The sequence below is a fragment of the Bartonella sp. 11B genome (genome assembly GCF_002022625.1).
GTDB classification, from domain to species: Bacteria; Pseudomonadota; Alphaproteobacteria; order Rhizobiales; family Rhizobiaceae; genus Bartonella; species Bartonella rochalimae.
The window spans coordinates 298614-322116 of sequence record NZ_CP019783.1 but is presented as its reverse complement, the minus strand read 5'-3'; the positions used below and the strand labels follow the sequence as shown (position 1 = coordinate 322116).

Sequence of the window (23503 nt, the reverse complement as noted above, 5' to 3'; positions counted from 1 at the left end):
AAAAACATAGAAAAAACTGCAACTAAACAATAAAGCCCAGCCTTATATCTCACAAGCCGGGTTATTAATTCACCAATGCATTTGCTTTAACTATTTCTTCTTATCATTAATTTCTTCAAAATCAGCATCAACAACATCATCATTTTTCGTATCTGTTTCAGCATTAGTCTTAGCTGACGAATCTTCATACATAGCCTGCCCAAGTTTCATACTAACTTCTGCTAATTTTTGCATTTTTGTGGTGACTTCTTCAGCATCATTACTCTCAAGAGCTGTTTTCAGATCAGCTATCGCGGTTTCAATCTGACCTTTATCTTCAGCTGACAACTTATCACCATACTCATTCAATGACTTCTCAGTTGAATGGACAAGAGACTCTGCTTGATTTCTAGTTTCAACATTTTCACGACGTTTTTTATCTTCAGCAGCGTGTGCTTCTGCATCCTGAACCATCTTTTCTATATCAGCATCACTTAAACCACCCGATGCTTGAATACGAATCTGATGTTCCTTACCAGTTCCTTTATCCTTAGCAGAAACATTCACAATACCATTCGCATCAATATCAAAAGTAACTTCAATCTGAGGAACGCCACGTGGTGCTGGCGGAATACCAACGAGATCAAATTGAGCTAATAACTTATTATCATTAGCCATTTCACGTTCACCCTGAAACACACGAATAGTCACAGCATTCTGATTATCATCAGCCGTTGAAAAAGTTTGCGACTTTTTAGTAGGAATAGTGGTATTACGTTCAATTAAACGCGTAAATACTCCACCCAATGTTTCAATACCTAAAGACAAAGGTGTTACGTCTAGAAGCAATACATCTTTTACATCACCTTGCAACACCCCCCTTGAATAGCCGCACCCATAGCAACAACTTCATCAGGATTAACACCTTTATGTGGATCTTTACCAAAGAAATTTTGTACAACTTCCTGTATCTTAGGCATACGGGTCATACCACCCACTAAAACAACTTCATCAATCTCACTCGCACTCAATCCTGCATCTTTTAATGCTGCTTTACAGGGCTCAATAGTTCGCTGGACTAAATCTTCAACTAAAGATTCAAACTTCGCTCGTGTCAATTTCATCGTTAAATGCTTAGGACCAGACTGATCAGCTGTAATAAACGGTAAATTAACTTCAGTTTGTTGTGAAGAAGAAAGCTCTATCTTCGCTTTTTCTGCAGCTTCCTTCAAACGCTGCAACGCTAGTTTATCATTTTTCAGATCAATCCCTTGCTCTTTCTTGAATTCCTCTGCAAAATAACTAACTAGGCGCATATCAAAGTCTTCACCACCTAAGAATGTATCTCCGTTGGTTGATTTAACTTCAAAAACACCATCTCCAATTTCAAGAACAGAAATATCAAATGTACCACCACCAAGATCATAAACAGCTATTGTTTTTCCATCTTTCTTATCTAAACCATAAGCTAAAGCTGCTGCTGTAGGCTCATTGATAATCCGTAAAACCTCAAGCCCAGCAATTTTACCAGCATCTTTAGTAGCTTGGCGCTGTGCATCATTAAAGTAAGCAGGGACAGTAATGACAGCTTGCTCAACCTTTTCACCCAAATAAGACTCGGCAGTTTCTTTCATCTTTTGCAAAATCATTGCTGAAATTTGTGATGGAGAATATTTTTTACCTGCTTCCTCAACCCATGCATCGCCATTGTCACCTTTAACAATTTTGTAAGGTACAAGCGCTTTATCTTTTTCAACCATAGGATCATCAAAACGACGCCCAATCAAACGTTTAACTGCAAAAACTGTCCCTTCAGGATTTGTAACCGCTTGCCGTTTAGCAGGTTGTCCAACAAGCCGTTCTCCACTATCAGTGAAAGCAACAACTGAAGGTGTTGTCCGCGCTCCTTCTGAGTTTTCAATAACCTTTGAATTCGTGCCATCCATAACAGAAACACAGGAGTTAGTTGTTCCCAAATCAATACCAATTACTTTTGCCATATTTTAATCTCCACTCAGCAAGCTGTCTAAATCTTTATCAAGCAATCTTTATCAAGCATTTTTCTTTGACAGCTCCTTATCACATTTTATATCTTACATTAATTTTAAATTAAACAAATAATAAATTGAGAATCATAACAAGCTTGTTTCTTGGTATATAAGAATATCTCTTGATCCCTACAAGAGAATAACGAAAGAAACATCACTAAAATAAAAATTTACCCTTAATACCTTCATTTCAAAACCATTTTTACAGCATAAAATTAAATAGAATACTGTATTCCTCTTACAACTCTTATAAAAACATGAATTTATAATAAAATTATCAAGGATAGAATTAGTTTTTAGCTTTTTCTTTTTCTTCTCATAGCTATAAAAAATATCAAGTAAATATTCGTTACAAAAAATAGTTCATCGCAAATTATTATATATAATCATATTTAATTATAATGTGATCTATATTGAGACAAAGCGTTTTTTATTTTAATTATATTGTTAAAGACATTTTTTAAAATTTGCAGAAACATAAAATTAAATCGTTTGTCTTTATAATCTCTTATAATTATTTTTAGTTGTTTAACCAATATGTACATACTTTTCACTCTCTCATAAATCAATATAATGCAAACAACACTCTCCTTTATTTTGAATAAAGTTCTTGCTCTAAATAAAAAAGCATTTATATAAAAGAAAGATAAAAAAGAGGACCAAATAATCATGACTCTTATTACCAAAAGAATAAAAGATTTCTTTATATATAACACCACTGTAAAATACTTAAACAAAAATAATATTCTGAATCTCTTGTGTGTTTTTATTTTTATAGCTTGTCCCTCAGCTACAAACGCCCACCAATATAAACTCGGTAATTTGGAAATCATTGACCCTTGGACACGTACAACAGCTAAAAATGCAAAAGTGGGTAATGGTTATCTTTACATTATTAATCATAGCGATACTCCTGACCGGTTGATTGCCATTTCGACAAATAGAGCAAAAGAAACAGAAATTCATTCTATGTCAGTAACTAATAATATTATGCAAATGAAAAAGATACCAAATGGCATTGAAATTCCAGGAAAGGGTGAAATCATCCTTAAACCTGGCGGTAATCATATTATGTTTATAGGGCTTTCAAAACCATTTCAACACAATGAAAAAATTAATGCAAAATTAATTTTTGAAAAAGCAGGAATAATCGAAGTTGACTTTTTGGCCAAAACAACAGGAGCAACATTTCCTTCTAAATAAGTTTTTTCGTAATTATTTAATTTGATTATGTTAAAATTTCCAATATTTCACTTTCTTATAAGATGTATAGTTTTGTAAAAAGTCCTATTATCTTTCATTTATCACTGTAAACAAAACAACACTTTGCAAATAATCATTCATTATCTCTCTTTTAATCTTAATATTCCTTTTTCTATCTCAAGTTGAAATTTATCAAATGTACCTTCAAAATTGTTTCCTTTTTCGCAAAAAGTGCACTTTTTTGATATTATTATAAACTATTATTTTAAATAACAGATAGATAAATTGAATAAACTTACTCTGTTTTTTTAGGCAGAAACAGAGTAAAATTTGATAAAAAACATCTTAATAAAAATTTTATATCGAAAAAAGGGATCTTAATACGCACACAAGCATTACAAAATTGTAAAGAAAAATAACCTTTGCTACAAAACAAAAGGTTCTTGTCTTTGCTACAATTTGTTCCATATTTGTTTTGCAAATAAAATGTGAACTCCCATATATATAATATGAAAGGTTCGCTTCTATAGTGAGAAAGGTTTAAGAAACCATGAAAGATACTCCAACCGTCACCCAAACGATTGTACTGGTTGACGATGATTGTAATATTTTAACATCTTTATCTTTTGCCCTTGAAACAGAAGGTTATCGGGTTGAAAGTTATACAGATGGATCAGCTGCACTTAAAAACTTAACACTTCACCCTCCACATTTAGCTATTTTTGATATTAAAATGCCGCGAATGGATGGTATGGAGCTTTTGCGCCGTTTGCGTCAAAAATCTGATCTTCCAGTTATTTTTCTAACCTCTAAAGACGATGAAATTGATGAACTTTTTGGTCTCAAGATGGGAGCTGATGATTTCATTACAAAACCTTTTTCTCAACGTCTTCTTATTGAGCGAGTAAAAGCTGTTTTGCGTCGTTCTAATGCTCGCAACCAACCACTTCCGATAGGCACAACACCAGCTTCTTCTCTCAAACGTGGTGATCTTGTTATGGACCAAGAACGCCATATATGTACATGGAAAAACAAACCTGTTATATTAACAGTTACAGAGTTTTTAATTCTGCAAACTTTAGCGCAACGGCCAGGAGTTGTTAAAAGTCGTGATGCTTTAATGGATGCTGTCTATAACGATCAAATTTATGTAGATGATCGTACCATTGACAGCCACATTAAGCGTTTGCGTAAAAAATTTAAACAAGTAGATAATGATTTTGCAATGATTGAAACGCTTTATGGTGTAGGTTACCGTTTTCATGAAGTATGAAACCATTTTGCCACAATAGGTTAAACGCCGAAGAACTCGATGAGAAAAAATACTTTACTAAATAAATCATCAAATAATACTTCTCCGATACAGCTTTCTATGTTTTTTCATTTGTATTTTCAGATACAGCGACTTTTGAGACAATTGTTCTTTTCCAGTCTCACACGCCGTATTGTGATTTTAAATCTTGCTGCCCTTGGTATTCTAGTTATAAGTATTTTGTATCTTAACCAATTTCGTAATGGTTTGATTGAAGCAAAAATTGAAAGTTTACGCACCCAAGGAAAAATTATTGCTGGAGCTATTGCTGCTTCTGCAACAATAGACACAAACTCTATTTTAATTGACCCTCAAAAACTGTTGGAATTACAAGCTGGAGAAAGTGTTACACCAATGCTTCAATCCACTGATACTTGGGATTTTCCCATTAATTCCGAACAAGTTGCTCCACTTTTACGACGTCTTATTACACCAAAAACAACAAGAGCACGGATATATGACCGTGACGCAACTTTGCTTCTTGATTCACGTGTTCTTTATTCGAGTGGTGAGGTTTTTACTTATGATTTACCTCCTATCCAAACAAAACAAAATTTATGGGAGCACTTAAAATCATTGTTTTTTAATACACTCTATGGCAACGGTATTGCTGTTGATAGAAGACAAGCAAAAGATAATGAAGCTCTTCATCCTGAAGTTTATCTAGCATTAAATGGCTCTTCTGCCACTGCTAAACGACGTAACAGGCAAGGTCAATTAATTGTTTCAGTTGCTGTACCTGTTCAACGTTATCGTGCAGTCGTTGGTGCTCTTTTGCTTTCAACTATTGGTACAGACATTGATGATATTGTGGAAAGTGAAAGATTAGGAATTTTTAAAATCTTTGCCGTTGTTGGAAGTGTTTTCTTGGTTCTTTCTCTATTTTTAGCTCATACTATTGCGCATCCACTAAGTAAATTATCTTCCTCCGCTAATCGCGTGCGTCATGGTCGCAGTAAGAGAATAACAATTCCTGATTTTTCAAAACGTGAAGATGAAATTGGTCGTCTTTCTACCTCTATTCGTGATATGACCAACGCTCTTTATACACGCATTGAAGCCATTGAACGTTTTGCAGCCGATGTAAGTCATGAATTAAAGAATCCTCTTACCTCGCTGCGCAGTGCCGTTGAAACATTACCACTGGCTAAAAATAAAGCACAACAGACACAATTACTTGAAATCATCCAACATGACGTGCATCGTCTTGATCGTTTAATTACCGATATTTCTGACGCATCGCGATTAGATGCAGAACTTGTTCGCGAAACTGCTAAAATAGTTGATATGGGCTCATTGTTAAAAAGCCTTATTCAAGCTATTCGTGAAATCCATTGTAATAAACAAAATATTGATATTAATTTGAATATTATTCCACGAATTAATGGCAAACCTTACCTAATTGTAGGGCATGAATTACGTTTAGGGCAGGTGATTTCCAATCTCATTGAAAATGCACGTTCTTTTGTACCTCGTAAAAATGGTAAAATTTGTATTACAATGAAAAATAATGCTTCAAATCTCATTTTAACTGTCGAAGACAATGGACCAGGTATTTGTTCAGAAAATATTGAACGTATTTTTGAACGTTTCTATACTGATCGGTCAGGCAAAGATGCTTTTGGGAAACATTCAGGTCTTGGCCTTGCAATTAGTCAGCAAATCATTGAAGCTCATAATGGAACTCTCATGGCTGAAAATATTATTGATCCCAAATCTAAAAAAGAAAAAATTGGTGCTCGATTTATTATCACCCTTCCACTTACCAAATAATTTCCCTTTCAAATGAAAAAGAAAATAATAATTTTCTATACTCATTTAGGTACAAAACAAGAATAATTAATTATAAATCCTCATAAAATCAAATAATATGCAAAGATATTTTTAAATTGAAAATTAAGAAATAAGTGAAAGAGTTTAAATTCTTTATAATACAACTAATAGCTGCAGATCTCAATTAATTGAAAACCTAAGAACTTTCTCAAATAATCTCATCGTTTTTATATCTTGAATCTCAAGTATAATTTTTTGCATAAAAGGCTCTACAAAATAATTGAATTGTTTTATATCTTCAAAATCGGAATAGTTTTAAACCATTCAATGCAATACTTTGTACGAATGTAGATTTTAAAATTGGCATTTCACGATAAAATTTTTTTCCAATATATTTACACCGTTTCAGATTCAACAGAAACTTCTTTTACTGCCCCCTTAGTTACGCCAACTATTGCCGGGCGTAAGACACGTTCACCAATAATATAACCTGCTTGAACAACTTGTTGAACAGTATTTTCTGGCACATCAGCATTGGGAATTTCAAACATTGCTTGATGAAAATGAGGATCAAATTTTTGTCCTTCTGGATCAATTTTTTTGACCCCATGACGCTCTAAAGCTGTCATCATTGCACGCTCGGTCATTTCAACACCTTCCACTAATGTTTTCAAACCGGAATTATTCTCACCTGCATCTTTTGGAATTGCTGCCAATGCGCGATGCAAATCGTCAGAAACAGACAACATATCACGAGCAAAATTAGCAATTGAATATGCTTTAGCATCAGCTACATCACGAGCTGTTCGACGTCGAAGATTTTCCATATCTGCTGCAAGACGTAAAATTTGATCTTTTAGCTGCTTATTTTCATCCTGCAAAATAACCAAAGGGTCAGCAGACTGAATTTCCTCTACCTCAGCATTTGGGTCACTTTCTCCCTCATGTATCTTTAAAAACTCATCAGAATCTTGTTTAAGTACATCACAATCAATTGGATTCTTCAAATCGCAATTTTCAAATGAAGCATCAGCAAATTTATTCTTTTCATCAAACATAAAAATTCTATTCCTTCATATAATTTATACTCCTGATATCGAAATTTTTCAAACAAAAATCAAGAGCTTTTTATTTATCGGTTAGCACAATGATCGCTCCTAAGACAACATTCAACTATGCTAACGTAATAATTGTGATACAAGTTGAGCTGTATAATCAACCATAGGGACAATCCTTGCATAATTAAGACGTGTTGGTCCAATAACACCTACAGCACCAATGACTCTTTTCTGTGTATCACAATAAGGGGCTACCACTAAAGAAGAACCAGAAAGTGAAAATAATTTATTTTCTGAACCAATAAAAATACGCACTCCTGATCCTTCATCTGCTAAATCAAGTAACTGCGCCATGCTTTCACGTGTTTCAAGGTCATCAAACAAATATCTCAGCCGCCCTAAATCTTCTCCTGCCTTCACATCTTCAAGTAAGTTGCCCCGCCCCCGAACAATAAGATGTATTTTATTATCTGAATCTTCTCCTCCCCAGAGAGCTAAACCAGTTTCAACAAGATGTTGAGACAATTGATGAAGAGCAGCTCGTGTCTCTGAGCATAAACGTGCAACTTCTGCTTTTGCTTCATTAAGTGTACATCCCTGTATATGAGCATTGAGAAAATTTGTTGCTTCTGTCAATTGTGCATGAGTCACACCTTCTGGTAACTGAATAATACGATTCTCAACATCGCCTTTTTGTGTCACTAAAATTGCAAGAGCGTGTTCTCTATCAAGACGTACAAACTCGATATGTTTCAGTGTACCTTCCTGTTTCGTTGCGAGAACCAATCCTGCTCCTCGTGAAAGATCCGAAAGAATTTGACTTGCTTGAATTAAAAAATGTTCAACTGATTGTGCATTACCAACTTCTTTAACTTTATTTTCAATGTTTTCACGTTCCTCGGTTGGTAAATCACCTACTTCCATAAATGCATCAACAAAAAATCGCAAACCTGATTGTGTTGGCATTCTCCCTGCAGACACATGCGGCGCATAAATTAAACCAAGATGCTCAAGATCACTCATTACATTGCGAATTGTTGCAGGTGATAACGTTTGTTGTAAAAGGCGCGAAAGATTACGTGAGCCCACCGGTTCACCATCATTAAGATAAGCCTCAACAATATGACAAAAAATATCACGTGAACGCTTATCAAGATTTTTTAAGGAGTCATCAAGGGATATTTTCTTCATCACAACTGTTTCACTATTTTAAAAATCCTTCTTTATTATATAAGATTATATAAGTTTTTCAAAGATATGGTCAAATAATCTAAATACAGTGCAAAAAATATATCGAATATCTATTACAATAATACCATTATTAAATATGAATAATCACCTAAAAATAAATATAAAAATATGCAGAATTATGTCTCATGAAAATAAAAAATAATTCTTTTTATAATTATCGAACTGATGACAAATACAGCTCATTGTACTCTGCAATAAATTTTTAAAAATCATTTGAAATTTATTCTTTACGATATATAAAATATTAATCCATGCTATAAAAACTCACAAATTAAAATTGATATCAATTTTATTATTTAATGAATCAATACATTGATATAAAAAATTTAAGCAACTACTAAAAAATTTTAATGATGTTGCATTGTTTCGTTGTATGCGAATTGTCAAAATCACTGTTACCAATTTTTATTCTATAAATAAACGCTGAGTTAAACCGAGATTATTGCCTTATTTCAGGAAATATACACATGAGAAATATCACAATCAAAAAACTTATTATTGCTACGCATAACACTGGTAAACTCCATGAAATTACCACATTGATTGCTCCTTTTGGTATAACAACACAATCGGTAAAAGAACTTGGCTTGCCCGAACCAAAAGAAACAGGAACAACATTCGAAGAAAATGCTTATATCAAAGCTTTTGCAGCCGCAAAAGCCACAAATTTTCCTGCTTTATCTGATGATTCTGGCATGGAAATAGACGCCTTAAATGGTGCACCCGGTGTTTATACAGCTGATTGGGCTCTCCAACCCGATGGTACACGTGATTTTGTAAAGGCTATGCAAAAAGTAGAAAATGAATTACAAAAAGTTGACCCTCTGAAAAAAAATCAACGTAAAGGTCGATTTATATCGGTTATTTGCCTTGCATATCCCGATGGACATGCGGATTATTTTCGCGGTAGTGTTGAAGGTACATTCATTTGGCCACCACGAGGAAATAAAGGTTTTGGCTTTGATCCTATTTTTTTACCTGATGGATACGAAAATACCTTTGGTGAAATGTCAACAGAACAAAAACACAGTTGGAAACTTCATGGTCAAACTCCTCTTTCGCATCGCGCACGGGCCTTTAAACTCTTTGCGGAAAATCTTTTAGTTCTCTCATGACGAAACCCTTTGGCATTTACATTCATTGGCCATTTTGTACGAGCAAATGTCCTTATTGTGATTTTAATTCATATGTCCGTATAAATGGAGTAGATCAACCCCGTTTTGCAAACGCTTTTGAACGTGAAATAACAACACAAGCTAAGGAAATAGGCCCTCGCCACATTACAAGCATTTTTATTGGAGGAGGAACACCTTCCCTTATGGCACCTCAAACTGTTGATCGTTTATTACAAGCTGTCGCAAAAAACTGGACAATCGATGACAAAGCTGAAATCACACTTGAAGCTAATCCTTCTAGTGTAGAAGCAAATCGCTTCCGTGGTTATCAGTTAGCAGGTGTTAACCGTTTATCTTTAGGTGTACAAGCACTCAATGATAAAGCATTACAACAACTTGGTCGTCTTCATAACGTTAAGCAAGCTCTTCATGCTATTAATTTAGCACGTGAAATTTTCCCACGTTTATCTTTTGACTTAATTTACGCACGCCCCAAACAAACACTTAAACAATGGGAAACTGAACTTTTGCAAGCCATTAATTTGGCCGCAGACCATCTCTCTTTATACCAACTCACCATAGAAGATGGAACAACCTTTAAAAAGCTTCATGCAGCAGGAAAACTGATCCTACCAGTCTCAGAGCAAGCAGCAAATCTTTATACTCTTACCCAAGAAATAACCACTATGTATGGTCTTCCAGCCTATGAAATATCAAATCATGCGATTCCTGGTGCTGAATCGTGCCATAATCTCCTTTATTGGCGTTATCATGAATATGCAGGTTTTGGTCCAGGTGCCCATGGACGTTTTATTAAGCAGTCACTAAAAAATTCCTCTTTTTTTTCAGAAACATTTCCATCCAAAATTGAAAATCATAGCCGGTATGTCACAATAAACGAAAAACATCCCGAAAATTGGCTTGAGTTAGTAGAAACCAAAGGTCACGGTTGTATTGACACAGAACACTTGTCTCAAGAACAACAAGCCAATGAAATGCTACTCATGGGTATGCGTCTTTCAGAAGGACTTGATCTAGCACGCTATGAAACTTTAAGTTGCCAAAGTTTATCGCGAAAAAAACTGATCCGTTTACAACAACAAGGATTAATTGAAATAACGGACAAACAACATTTAAAAGCCACAACAACCGGACGCATTCTTCTTGATCATATTATTGGTCAATTAGCAAACTAAAATCTTTAAAGTCTCATCTTATCATGTCACTAAAATAATCACCACTCCATTTACGCAAAAAAATCGGTGATAAAACGTTCATAAATAGAAGTTAGATTTTCTATAGCATCAAGAGTCACACATTCATCGACCATATGCATAGTTTGCCCTGGCAAACCAAATTCAACAACCGGACAATAGTCTTTAATAAAGCGCGCATCCGATGTGCCACCAGAAGTCGAACACTCTGGAATATTTCCTGTTACACTTTTAATAGCATTCGACAAAATTCCAATTAATTTATCATTTTTGGTCAAGAAAACACCCCCTAAACTATATATCCATTCAAGCTGATAATATGGTACTTGATCATTTTCAGAGTGTACAGAAGCAAGGCGCTTCTCAATTTCAGCAACGAGTGTTTCTTTTGTCCAAAGATCATTATAACGTATATTAAAGCGAATAACTGTTTGTGCTGGTATAATATTTACAGACAAATTTCCTGTATCAATACTTGTCAATTCTAAATGACTTGCTTGAAAATCCTTTGTTCCTTGATCCAAAGCAGTTTGTGTCAACGCTTGAATAAGCTTACTTGCTAAAGGCAATGGATTTGCTGCTCGCTCGGGAAAAGCAACATGACCTTGGCAACCTTTAATCGTAATAATACCAGAAATCGATCCTCGCCGTCCAATTTTGATCATATCACCAACAATATTGACGCTTGTTGGCTCACCCACAATAGCCGCATTCCATTTTTCACCTTTTTGTACTGCCCATTCTAAAAGCTTGACTGTACCGTTTATCGCGGGACCTTCTTCATCACCGGTTATTAAAAAACTTACCATTCCCTTGAGTGTTTTTTTCTTCAGAAACCGAGCCATCGCCGCTATAAAACAAGCAATCCCACCCTTCATATCAACAGCACCTCGCCCATATAATTTTCCCTGGCTTATTACTCCCTCAAAAGGAGGATAAGTCCAGTTTTCTAATTCACCGGGTGGTACTACATCACTATGGCCAGCAAACATAAGATGTGGACCTTCACTGCCTATCTTTGCATAAAGATTTTCAACATCTTCTGTATTTTTATCAACAAAAATAGGACGCTCAACACAAAATCCCATTTTTCTCAAAAAGTGCTCCAAAGTCGATAAAGCACCCGCTTCATGCGGTGTAACAGAAGGGCAACGAATAAGTGTCTGTAAAATCTGAACAGGATCTGTAAGAACAAGCATAAAAGCTATTCCAATCTAAAAAGAACAATTTTAAAAAAGCTAAACTTAATTATACAAAAGATAAAGTGAAAACCTTGAATCTATAAAAATAAAACTTCGTTATTTCATCCCCCTATAGTTCAGAATATATAACAGAACACTATCCAGTAGACAAAAACAATACAAATATAGATAAATATAGATAAAGAAGCGCATTTTTACATTAGTGAAAATTAATCCCTTGAAGTGTATGGCCATTTTTCTTTAACCAAGCTTGATAGGTTTTCCTTTCAGGACAAAGTTTTTCACAAAGAGACCAAAATCGTTTTCCATGATTCATCTCAACAAGGTGAGCTACTTCATGGGCAACAACATACTCAACAACTTCTTTTGGCGCCATAATAAGACGCCATGAAAAAGAAAGACGACCATCTGTTGAACATGATCCCCAACGACTTCTAGTGTCCTTATAACTAATTGATTTAACCTTGCGCCCTACCTTGCGTGCATAATGAACCACTAACGGTGCTATAATAATTTTAGCTTGTTTCTTCAAAACATCAGCAACGTGTCTTGGAAGATGCTCTAATCGACTATAAATAACGATTTGTGATTCTTGTTCAGCATTCCCTGTAATAATTTCAGCTACTCCACGTTCCTCTTTACGCAATATAATATGTAAAACCCCCAATATAGGAATTCGTGAACCTTCTTTGAGATGAAAGCCTTCATTGATCATTCCTCCATGATGAGCAAAACGTTTTTCAATCCAAGATCGATGACTTTCAATAAACCATTCAATCATTCTTCGCTCTACTGCAAGCGGAGTGGTCAAATAAATTCCTTGCCTGGCTATATCAACACGCAAGGTAAAGCGACGTGCATTCTTGCGTTCTTTTACCCACAAAGGTATACGACGATTAGAGAGAATAAAGTCTTGTTCATACATAGCCATATATCATGTCTCTTATAATCAATGAACATAACCTTTATTCAGCATTGATTCGATCAATCAAACATACCAACACCTTTTCAAGACACTTCAAATCTTGGGGACGTGAAAATTGGTGATCCGCATCACGCACAAGTGTTAATGCTACATCATGCAAAGGCAAATAATCAAGTAAAGTTAACGTATGTTGATAAGGTATCTTAACATCTTCCATCCCCTGCAGAATATGAATTGGACACCCAACATCTATGCATTCTTTCATAATACTGTTGTTTCGCCCATCTTCAATGAATGCCTTTGTAAAAAGTAATGGTTCAAAACCATCGGCCAAAGGTCGCTCACAATAACCTTTTTCCTCAAGCATTTTCCATTCTTCTGCGCTTAAAGAAGGTTCCACAAAAGTCTGTGTAAAATCAGGAGCAGGTGCAATTAAGATCATCCCAACAGGCGCTTTGTTTTTTTGAGCAAGTATCATAGCAAGCCTTATAGCAATCCATCCTCCCATAGAAGACCCAATCAAAATTTGTGGACTTTCACAATAAGCTTCAATAATAGCTAAACTCTCTTTAACCCATTGCGAAATCGTTCCTTGAAAAAAATCTCCTTCCGACTCTCCATGACCAGAATAATCAAAACGTAAACAAGAAAAATCATTTTTTTTAGCAAAACTATCAACTACCGTCGCCTTACTCCCTAACATATTAGATCGGTAACCAGGCAACCAAATCAAACCAGGAGAGCGCTTGCCTTTGTGATGACGCACAGCAAGAATCGTATTTTCAAATGAAAAAAATTGACAAGGAATATTTTGATCCATTATCATCCTTTCTCCAGAAAGTTTTCTTTTTACAAAAGAAAATCACTGTATTTTAAAATAATATAACAAATAATCCTTACAATGATAATGAAAAAAGCACGAATTTTTATTGTTTTTCTCTCTATATATTGTATACTGTCATGTTAAGAATTAATTGATATTAAGGAGCATAGACCATTCGTCGACCATTTAAAATAACCCCTACCCCAAAAGATGGGTTGCGTTCAAATCATGATATTCGCGTGCCTCGTGTCCAATTAATTAATGATGAAGGACAACATCAAGGGATTGTTACAACACAAGAAGCACTCTCTATGGCAGCAGAGGCGGGGCTTGATTTAGTTGAGATTGTGCCAAATGCAGAGCCACCTGTCTGTAAAATTATTGATTTAGGTAAACTAAAATATCAAAATCAAAAAAAGGCTGCAGAAACGCGTAAAAAGCAAAAAATTATCGAAATTAAAGAAATTAAAATGAGACCTAATGTCGATATTCATGATTATGAGGTCAAATTAAAAGCAATCCGTCGTTTTATTGATAATGGAGACAAAGTGAAAATTACTTTGCGTTTTCGTGGTCGCGAAATGGCGCACAAAGATCTTGGGATAAAACTTCTTCAGCGGGTTAAAGAAAATACAAGCGAAATTGCCAAAATCGAATCTGAACCAAAGTTTGAAGGTCGTCAAATTATGATGGTAATGGCGCCTAAATAATTTTTAATAACAATTTCGATCCTATAAAGCTTATTTAAAGTGTGTAAATGCAATTTTTTATGTTGCTGAGATATTGTATTATACTTTTTAATAAGAAATTAATGATTTCTGTAGACAAAAGATTATTTATCAGAAGCTCTCCAACTCATCCTATAAAGGATGATTTGATCTTGCATAAAAAAATGATAGAAATGCTGCATGGCCAAAACACAAATATCCTCTTCTGATAAACATCTCATCATTCGGCTTTTAAAAGAAAATTTTCATAAACATGTGTGCTGGTATAGTGTCGCCATTGTTTCAATGATCATTATTTCCTTTACCACTATCATCAGTGCATGGATTATGCGCGATGTTGTCAATCATATTATTGATGGACAAAATTTTAATATGATTGTTTTTATTTCCAGTATTATTGCTTTTATTTTCATTCTTAAGGGGATCGCAATTTTTACTCAAACTTATTTTTTAAGCAAAGCAGGCAATAGTATTGTTGCTGAACAACAACGTAAAATTTATACACGCCTCATAAAACAAGGTGTCTCTTTTTATCACAATAATACTTCATCGGATCTTCTTGTCCGCGTAACCCACAGTGCAACAGCAGCACGCAATATTATTGATATTATTATCACAACATTTGTGCGTGATTTACTTTCCGTTATTGGCCTTTTGTTTGTTATGCTTATTCAAAATTTTACATTAATTGCCATTACCTTAATAGTGGGTCCATTAGCATTTTTAGGAATTCGAATAGCCTTAAAACATGTTCGCACTCTTATGGAAAAAGAGCTTCTTTCACTTGGAGAAATTATAAAAATCGTACAAGAAACAACGATTGGTATTCATGTAATAAAAGCTTTTTCACTCGAAAAATTGATGCAAAAACGCATGAATAAAGCCATTTATGATGTTGAACAACAAGCAAATAGTATCGCAATGCTTGAAGCTGCTACAAATCCAATTATGGAAACACTCGCTGGCATTGCGATTGCAGGTGTTATCTGCTTTTCCGGCTACCTTGCAAGTCAACGGACAGGCGTTCAAGGTGAATTAATGTCCTTTATTGTTGCTTTACTTTTAGCCTATGAACCAGCCAAAAGATTAGCAAATGTACGTGTTAAAATTGAATCTGGTCTGGTTAGTATCCGTACAATGTTTGAAATACTCGATCATCCTCTCACAGTTATGGAGCATAAAGAAGCTAAGGATCTTAATAAAAAACAAAATTCAATACGTTTTGAACATGTTTCTTTTGCTTATACTGATGATCAGATGGTGTTAAACGACATTAATCTAGAAATTGAAGCAGGTAAAATGACAGCATTAGTAGGACCATCCGGTTCAGGAAAATCGACTTTTATTAGCCTTCTTATGCGCCTTTATGATCCTACTCAAGGACGTATATTGATCAATGATCAAGATATTCGCTACATCACATTTCGTTCCCTTAGAAATCTTATGGCCTATGTAGGACAAGATACTTTTCTATTCCAAGGAAGCGTTAAATATAATATCGGACTTGGAAAAGAAGGAGCAAGTGATAACGATATTATTAAAGCAGCAAAAGCAGCCAATGCTCATGACTTTATTATGGATTTACCTAACGGTTATGACACCCAAGTTGGGGATAATGGCAATAATCTGTCAGGTGGACAAAAACAACGTATCGCCATTGCCCGTGCCATGCTTCATGACAGTGAAATCTTGCTTCTTGATGAAGCAACAAGTGCGTTAGATTCACACACTGAAGCACAAATCAATGAAGCTCTTGATCACCTTACACAAGGACGTACCACTATTGTTATTGCTCATCGTCTTTCAACGATTGCCCGTGCTCATAAAATTATTGTGATCCAAAATGGGCGTCTTATTGAACAAGGAACCCAACAAGAGTTACTAGCAAAAAAAGAAGGTGTTTATAAAAAACTTCACCATATCCAATTTGAAGAACAGAACCTTTAAATAATAGATTTTATCACTAATTTTTAAGTTAATAATCTTTTTCATAGAACAAACCAAAACTCGTATTTTCTTCACTTCCTATAGCCCCTTTAGCTTTAAGATGACGTGAAATATCCAAATTAATTGTTCCTTTCGTTGTTCCATTCGATCCCGCCTCAAAACCCAAGTAAATATTAGAATGTATATAGCGTCCAACACGTAAACCTGTGTTGCCTTTTTTATCAACAACAACATCAAGATCATCGAGACCAATATGGGATCGTAAAGTATTCAATAAAGATGTGTTAGAAGCACCAGCAAGCTCAGCAGCTGCTGCTGTAAGCTGAACAATTTGAAATGGCGATAATTCGTTAAGAGAGCGATTGAAAATCAAACGCGCCAATACCTCATCCTGTGGTAAAACAGGTTGTGAAGAAAACTGAATATCAAGATTATCAATTGTTCCTTTTACTATTACATTAACACGAATATCACCATTATTATTGTTGGTAATAAAATAAACAGTAGGATTAAGATTACCGTTAAAACTTACCTGTCCTTTATCGAAATTGAGACGTTGTGAAAGAATATCAAACCTTCCGCGAATCATTTGTAATTCACCAACTGGACGCATACCCTGCAAAGGGCCTTTTAAATTAATGCTTCCTCCTAATTCAGCATCAACCCCTCGACCACGCACAAAAAATTTGTTGTGTGCATTAATTTTTACATCTAACCGGATAACAGAAGAAGACTCTTCAGAAACATCTTGATTATGACCATAAGTTTTAACATTAGCTCGTTCAAGTGTTTTTTGAATCGGTGCGATTAAGTTCTTATGTTTAAGATTTAAAAATGCTGCATTTTTAAAATTATCAGGAATAAGAAGCTCTGCTTTTTCAATTGTGACATCACCACCAACAACAAGATCACGCAAAAAATAACCAGTTACTGTCATTTCGCCTGTTAATGTCGCAAAAATCATAGACCCGTCATTATAATGGGCATGATCGAGATGAATCACTAGATCAGTCTGCAAATCATTAGAAATGCGACCTGAAGCAGAAAGAGACCCTCCATAAGAAGAAGCATAAGCATTCTCTAAAATCACATGATCGCCATTTAGTTTGCCTTCAAACCTTATATTATCCAATTCTAAATTTGTTTGTGTATCTAAAAAGTGACCATTAGATACAGAAAAATGTCCTTTTAATTGTGGCTGAGGCAATGCACCACTGATAGTGCTCTCTATTTTTACTATTCCCGCTACATGCGCACCACGCTCAGCTACAAATTGATTCATAAAACTAAGAGGCATCATGCCTCTAACATGCAATTCAACTTTTGAATTATTCAAAGAAATTTGTCCATTAACAGAAAGATCCAAATCCTTGGCGCCCGATGCTACCATATGCTCAATATGAAATATTGATTTTTTATAAAAACCACGGATATTCATATTCATCGACTCTGGTCCTTTATGAGTCATGACTGTCAAATTTTGACTAGTGAGGTCAAAATGGGTAGACAAACTCTTCCAATCTCCGCCAACATCAACCTTACCAACCACTTCTCCCCCAAAAGGCTCTCCCTTGATAAAACCATTGACCAAATGTGCAGGAAAATTTTTTAGACTAACATGTAAATCAAAATTGCTCTTATCTAGAGGGACTTTTCCTTGTGCTTGCACTTGCAATCCATCTCCGCTTAGCTCAGCAGATAAAAGAAGAGCTTGATTGACTGCTTTACCCTTAGCAGAAAAAGTAAAAGGCTTTATTTTCTTTTCTTGCAAAGGAGCAATCATTAACTCTTGGCCCCTTACATCATAGATTATCTCAGGCTTTGTAAAACTTCCATGGACCATAATATCTCCTGTTAAAGTCCCGGCAGCATCAAGATCTGACTTCCAAAGATTCGCTAATGTAGCAGGCACAGCACTCATTTTAAGATGCAAATTAAGAGTATCTTGAATATTGCCTGAAAGCACGATTTCACCTTCATTGACAGAAATTCCTAACTTATTCATCGTTATTCCATTTTTATCAAAGAGGATGGTCACTGGTTTAAGTAATGCTGCATGCAGACCAACTTGTTTCACATCTATAGTTTCAAGCTCCACTTTTTGTTTCACATCTTCAAATAATCCCTCTGTTATAACGCGTCCAGAAAGCTTTGCATCTGTATCATTATGTAGCACTGCTTGAACATTAAAAACAGTTTGTCCATCGTTATTCAAAGCTTGAGCATTCAAATGATTGACCATCATAAAGGGTGTCCGAATATGTTCTGCATTAACAGAACCTTTAAATTGTATCGCGCCAAAAGGGTTGAATATATCAGCTTGTATAGCCAATTTTTTTATTTCATTTTTTGCAAGTATAAAATTATTAACATTAGCTTTTAAATTTGCTATCTGTTGGTTATTTCTTTCATCAAAAATAAAGTCGCCCTTTACCTTCCCACTTCCTTTTTGCAAAAATAATGCAGAAAGAGTTGAAATATCGTCCGCATCAATATGCAAATTTCCTTTCAAAAAACGTTCAAAAGTTTGAGTAATATCACCGGTTATACGTGCATTACCTCCTTTAATATTGATACCCTGAAGCTTCCAGATATGATCGGTATTGTTAAAAACAGCAGATAGCTGTAATGGTTTCTCAGAAAAAGTCCCTTCTCCTTCTATAAAACCCGTTAAATAGGGGGAAACTGGTGATGTATTATCCATAAGCACATTCATATTGAATATTGTATTTTGAAGTTTTTTACCAACCAAAAAGGCTTCAACAATTTGAGCCTTTGTACTGATTGTTATAAGACTATTATGTCCTCTAGCAGCGCCTTTAATTGTAGCAGATCCATCCATTCTTGGATCTAACAGAGAAAGATTAGATATTTGAGCAGAAAAATCCATTTCAGCGCTTTCTCTGCCAAAATAGCCATCAGCTTTTAGATTGGCAAACTGATTTTTTAAATGGAAATCATTAACGATTAAACCTATTCTATTCCGCGCAATATCACCTGAAAGAAAAAGTTCTCCCTTTAATAAATGATCAACTGCTGCCCTTCCTATTTTAGCATTGTCAGTTGTGCCTAAAAATTTAAGATCAAAAGTCCCTTTAATTAAATTAAAATTTCCTTTTGCTTTAATATCCGCACCACCAGAAAATGACTGTCCATTCAACAAACCCAAAGGTGCTAATGTTTGTGCTTTTACACCAAGATCTCCTTTAAAAATAAAACGATCCATTTGTCCTTTTAACCAAATAGAAAAATCCTGAGCTTTAACACTAAAATCATGGATTGACATTGGTTTTCCAGAAAGAATATCCGTATCAAGATGTATATAAACTGGTTGATTTAAATCTTCTGCAAAACCATCCTTAATCCTTGTAATTCCCTGAAGCATACCATTAATCTGAATACCTACATGACGAGAAACTAAATTATCAAGATTTTCACTCACACCCCCCATATCAAAAACAGCATCACGAATATGAATATTGTCATTGCTCAAATGATGTACAGCAAGCCGCCCTTTCCAAGTTTGTTGTCCTTTACGGCCATAATCAACTGTTAAAGCAAGATTATCTATGTGTGTTTGTGTCTTTAGCCGTGGTAAACGAGTTGATGCTTTTTCTTTATCAAAAGCTATTTTGCCATCAACAAAAAGACGTCGTAAAAATCCATCATTCGCTATTTCAGCATTAGCTACAACATCAATTGTATCGCCTTGAAGAGTCATATGATTAAGATGCATTGCACCTTCGTTCGTCATCGTTACTTTTGCTTTTAAAGCAAAATTAGATTCAAAGAAACTACGATATTGAGATTGAACAGGCATTAAACGACCAATTGTTCCATCTAAATTTGTTATGAGACTATGACCTTCTGCAGCCTCTACGAGAGTAAAATTTCCCCCCAAAATAGGTTGCTGATTAGCTTTTAAATTAAGCATAATAACCAAATCATCAAAAGTTCCATTACCTTTAATGGAGAGGTTTAATGCAGGACGCTTTTCAAGCTCAAGAATATTAGCTATAATACCATTTTGTGGTTCATCAGCAATAATATCAATTTTAGCTGTACGATCGTTTTTGGATATTTTTGTTAAGATAGAAAAATAACCTAATTCATCTAAACGTTGAAATTCTATATTAGTATCCAGCTCATCATTACTTAAGGTTAAATGCCCTTTTAATGATACATCAGAAACAAAGCCAAAAATGTCTTTTTCAAAGGTCAGATACTCAACCATCAATGTATTCACAAAAATTGCCATAGACAATTTAGGTATGGAAAACTGATCAGCTTCAAAAAAGGAAATTGAGGAGGAATTTTGTGGTTTACGTAAAAATATAATTTTTTCTGCTGAAAGCTGATTAATTTTAACATGTCCTCGCAGTAAAGCTAAACGATTCCAATCGATCTTAGCATTGTTAATTTTAAGCCAAATACCTTTGTTATCACTTATAGTAATTGTATCAATAGACGCCTGTGAAGATAATGCCCCCTGGACATTATGCAAACGAATTTGTCGATTAGGTGTGGAAAGTTTACGTTCAATAAAAGAAACAAGCCATGAACGATCATTTTCTATTTCCTCTCCGGCGAATGAATTTCCTCTTTGAACAAAGACAAAAGAGAGCATCATCAAAAGAGAAAATCCAAATAAAAAAAACCTCAAATACCACATTTTTTTCATTAGAATGCTTGTCCTATACCGACATAAAAACCAACACGAGGATCACTTTTCTCTCGCTTAAAAGGAAAAGCTACATCAAACCGAAAAGGGCCAAAACTAGTCATATAACGGCCTCCAATGCCCGCGCCCCATTTCATTTGTTGTGAAAAATTAAAATGCGTTTTTTCCCCTACAAAGCCGCCATCAATAAAACTCACAAATCCTATTTTATTATTAAAGGAAAGGCGTAATTCAGCTGATCCTTCAATAAGAGAACGCCCACCAATAATAGTATCATTTTTTGTTTTGATACCAATATTACGATAAGCATATCCTCTAACAGATCCACCGCCACCAGCAAAAAAAAGTGTATCTGAAGGCAATTCAGCTGTATTACCTCCAATAATTGTACCAAGCTTTACGCGTGTTGAAAAAATAAAATGCTCTTTTACATCAAACGCCCAATAAGACCGACCTTCTATTGTCATTTTTGTCACAAAATTATCAAAACGCATTTCATAAAGCGGTTCAAGAACTGCTTCACCATACAAACCCTTTGTCGCATTAACTGGATTATTACGACCATCATAAATCAAACCACTCAATAATCCAATTGTGGTGAAATGACGGCTTCCAAAATAATCATCACGAGAATAACCATTAAAAGTAGCTACAGCAACTCGCCCTGATAACTGATCATTAAAAATATGCCTAATCCCCAACTGTCCTTTGAAAGCTTTTGTAGTATAATTATCTAAAACATCTTGTTCTCCTTTCAGTTCTGCTGCAAAATCAGTATCAGGAGTAATGATGCCAGGCTTAATAAATGTCGCTCCCAAAAGATAATTAAAATTTTTCGGATGATAAGACTCTTCTTTTCTACTACCGATATCGCTTATTTTAGTTTCAATTTTAAGGTGCTCTGCATGGCCAAAAATGTTATTGTGCATCCAATAAGCTTCAAGTCCTACGCCATCTAATGTTGAATAGCTACCACCAATACCAAAACGTCGTGGCTTACGTTCTTCTAAAACAAGTGTAAGTGGTAAATGACCATCAGAGCTAATTGTTTCAGCCTCACGCACAATCACTGCACGAAAAACGTCAAGTCGTGCAAGCCGTTTATTTGCCTTAATCAACGCATCAGGATTATATTGTTGATTTGGTTTTAATCCCGTCATCCATGCAATATAAGCTGAATCTATACGTGGTTTTTGGCTCACATTACGCACATTTAAAGAGCCGTAATAAGCCTTTTTCCCAGGATTAACTGTAATCTGCGCATCAATAAAGCGTGCTGCATGATCAGCAACAACATCACGATTCACAATATTGGCTTTAGCATAACCTTGTTGACGCCATCTTTCTATTAACCACCGTTCTGCTTTAAGAATAGTCTCAGATTTTGCAACAGCACCAACTTTATAACCTAAATTTTCCACTGAAAGAATTTCACCTGTTTTATACCTTTCAAGAAAAAAAGCTTTATTGAAATTCGCAACATTAAAAACATATTGTGGTCCAGCATCAATTGTAATGATAATATTCGAATGAGTTGGTAACTGAGACAAAGGGCTTAAATCAGAAACCTCCAAACCATTAATTTTAATACTGATGATACCACCATAACGGCCATCAGCATAAAGGGCTGCAAGTATTGTCCGATAATTTGAACGGGCTTTAGCTAACAAACCAGATGAATTTGCTACTGTTTTACCTTGATCAGAAACAAGAGAAGATGCAGCTTTAGCTATTTTAATCCCTTCTTGTGGAGCCCCTGGTGGAGCAACCACTTCGACGGTATAAGATTTTTCTGTACTATTTACTCCAGATGGAAAAGAAGCTGAGGTTTTTTTTCCAAATAAATGAAAACCAAAGAGCTCAAATGCGAAAACTGACCGTGTAAAAACAAAAATTAGGCATAAGGCTATCACTACGCTGTATGCGGTTATTGATTTCAAAGAAATTCTTGTCGGACACATTCCCAAATCAGATACTCTTAATAAATATTTTGATGTTTTTTTCTTATAAATAAAATCAACTAAAGAACGATAAACATTGTTTTCTATTATTAAGTTCTTCACCCTCTTTAATTACATTAAATCATACATTTTTTTTAAAATATGCGATTTCATATTTCTTTTCCGTTTTTTCCATATTCACAGATTGTGAAGAACTGTGAGACAAAACTAAAATATTATATTTTTATGTTTTTAACACATTCATTTAATCTCTTTTAAATACTTTATTGAGGCATATATTATT

General features: G+C 34.9%; 14 protein-coding genes and 1 pseudogene. 7 read left to right on the top strand and 8 right to left on the bottom strand.

Translation table 11 applies throughout. The annotated features are described in order from the left end of the window. Positions 1–90: 90 nt before the first annotated feature. A pseudogene (gene dnaK, locus Bho11B_RS01385) lies at positions 91–1925 on the bottom strand (molecular chaperone DnaK). A 768-nt stretch (positions 1926–2693) separates the two neighbouring features. Here dnaK and Bho11B_RS01375 point away from each other — a divergent pair. The 3 genes from Bho11B_RS01375 (at position 2694) to Bho11B_RS01365 (ending at position 6315) form a co-directional block, all read left to right on the top strand. Next, on the top strand, positions 2694–3230 hold the full coding sequence (locus Bho11B_RS01375) for a copper chaperone PCu(A)C (RefSeq protein WP_035006355.1): 537 nt from the start codon (positions 2694–2696) through the stop codon (positions 3228–3230). 550 nt (positions 3231–3780) lie between these two features. Continuing rightward, positions 3781–4503 (top strand): response regulator transcription factor, encoded by a 723-nt coding sequence (locus tag Bho11B_RS01370; protein WP_035006357.1) that lies wholly within the window; start codon positions 3781–3783, stop codon positions 4501–4503. A 39-nt stretch (positions 4504–4542) separates the two neighbouring features. Then, positions 4543–6315, top strand: a complete 1773-nt coding sequence (locus tag Bho11B_RS01365; protein WP_035006358.1) for a sensor histidine kinase — start codon at positions 4543–4545, stop codon at positions 6313–6315. A 395-nt stretch (positions 6316–6710) separates the two neighbouring features. Here the strand turns inward: Bho11B_RS01365 and grpE are convergent, their stop codons facing one another. Both grpE and hrcA read right to left on the bottom strand, forming a co-directional pair. Beyond that, positions 6711–7373 (bottom strand): nucleotide exchange factor GrpE, encoded by a 663-nt coding sequence (gene grpE, locus Bho11B_RS01360; protein ID WP_035006359.1) that lies wholly within the window; start codon positions 7371–7373, stop codon positions 6711–6713. Between the two features lie 120 nt (positions 7374–7493). Then, a complete protein-coding gene (hrcA, locus tag Bho11B_RS01355; protein ID WP_035006361.1) occupies positions 7494–8564 on the bottom strand; it encodes a heat-inducible transcriptional repressor HrcA in 1071 nt (356 codons plus the stop codon). A 527-nt stretch (positions 8565–9091) separates the two neighbouring features. Here hrcA and rdgB point away from each other — a divergent pair. After that, complete coding sequence (rdgB, locus tag Bho11B_RS01350; protein WP_035006363.1) at positions 9092–9739, top strand: RdgB/HAM1 family non-canonical purine NTP pyrophosphatase; 648 nt, start codon at positions 9092–9094, stop codon at positions 9737–9739. Next, complete coding sequence (gene hemW / locus Bho11B_RS01345; protein WP_078673466.1) at positions 9736–10935, top strand: radical SAM family heme chaperone HemW; 1200 nt, start codon at positions 9736–9738, stop codon at positions 10933–10935. The genes rdgB and hemW overlap by 4 nt, the downstream gene beginning before the upstream one ends. 50 nt (positions 10936–10985) lie before the next feature. On the opposite strand, the gene dapE is transcribed toward hemW, so the two are convergent. From dapE to Bho11B_RS01330, 3 genes are all read right to left on the bottom strand, one after another. Then, a complete protein-coding gene (gene dapE / locus Bho11B_RS01340) occupies positions 10986–12152 on the bottom strand; it encodes a succinyl-diaminopimelate desuccinylase (protein ID WP_078673465.1) in 1167 nt (388 codons plus the stop codon). Positions 12153–12354: 202 nt separating this feature from the next. Then, the gene (locus Bho11B_RS01335; protein WP_078673464.1) at positions 12355–13086 is read right to left on the bottom strand and encodes a M48 family metallopeptidase; all 732 of its coding nucleotides are present in this window, start codon (positions 13084–13086) and stop codon (positions 12355–12357) included. 34 nt (positions 13087–13120) lie between these two features. Next, on the bottom strand, positions 13121–13900 hold the full coding sequence (locus Bho11B_RS01330) for a carboxylesterase (RefSeq protein ID WP_078673463.1): 780 nt from the start codon (positions 13898–13900) through the stop codon (positions 13121–13123). 194 nt (positions 13901–14094) lie between these two features. Between Bho11B_RS01330 and infC the strand changes: the two genes are divergently transcribed. Continuing rightward, positions 14095–14613, top strand: coding sequence for a translation initiation factor IF-3 (gene infC / locus Bho11B_RS01325; RefSeq protein WP_078674130.1), 519 nt, complete (start codon positions 14095–14097; stop codon positions 14611–14613). 198 nt (positions 14614–14811) lie between these two features. Then, positions 14812–16578, top strand: a complete 1767-nt coding sequence (locus Bho11B_RS01320; RefSeq protein WP_078673461.1) for an ABC transporter ATP-binding protein — start codon at positions 14812–14814, stop codon at positions 16576–16578. 28 nt (positions 16579–16606) lie between these two features. Here Bho11B_RS01320 and Bho11B_RS01315 read toward each other — a convergent pair whose 3' ends face one another. Together Bho11B_RS01315 and Bho11B_RS01310 are read right to left on the bottom strand one after the other, a co-directional pair. Beyond that, a complete protein-coding gene (locus Bho11B_RS01315) occupies positions 16607–21259 on the bottom strand; it encodes a translocation/assembly module TamB domain-containing protein (protein WP_078673460.1) in 4653 nt (1550 codons plus the stop codon). Beyond that, positions 21259–23220: an autotransporter assembly complex family protein gene (locus tag Bho11B_RS01310; RefSeq protein WP_078674075.1), complete on the bottom strand. Its 1962-nt coding sequence runs from the start codon at positions 23218–23220 to the stop codon at positions 21259–21261. The genes Bho11B_RS01315 and Bho11B_RS01310 overlap by 1 nt, the downstream gene beginning before the upstream one ends. Positions 23221–23503: the final 283 nt, after the last annotated feature.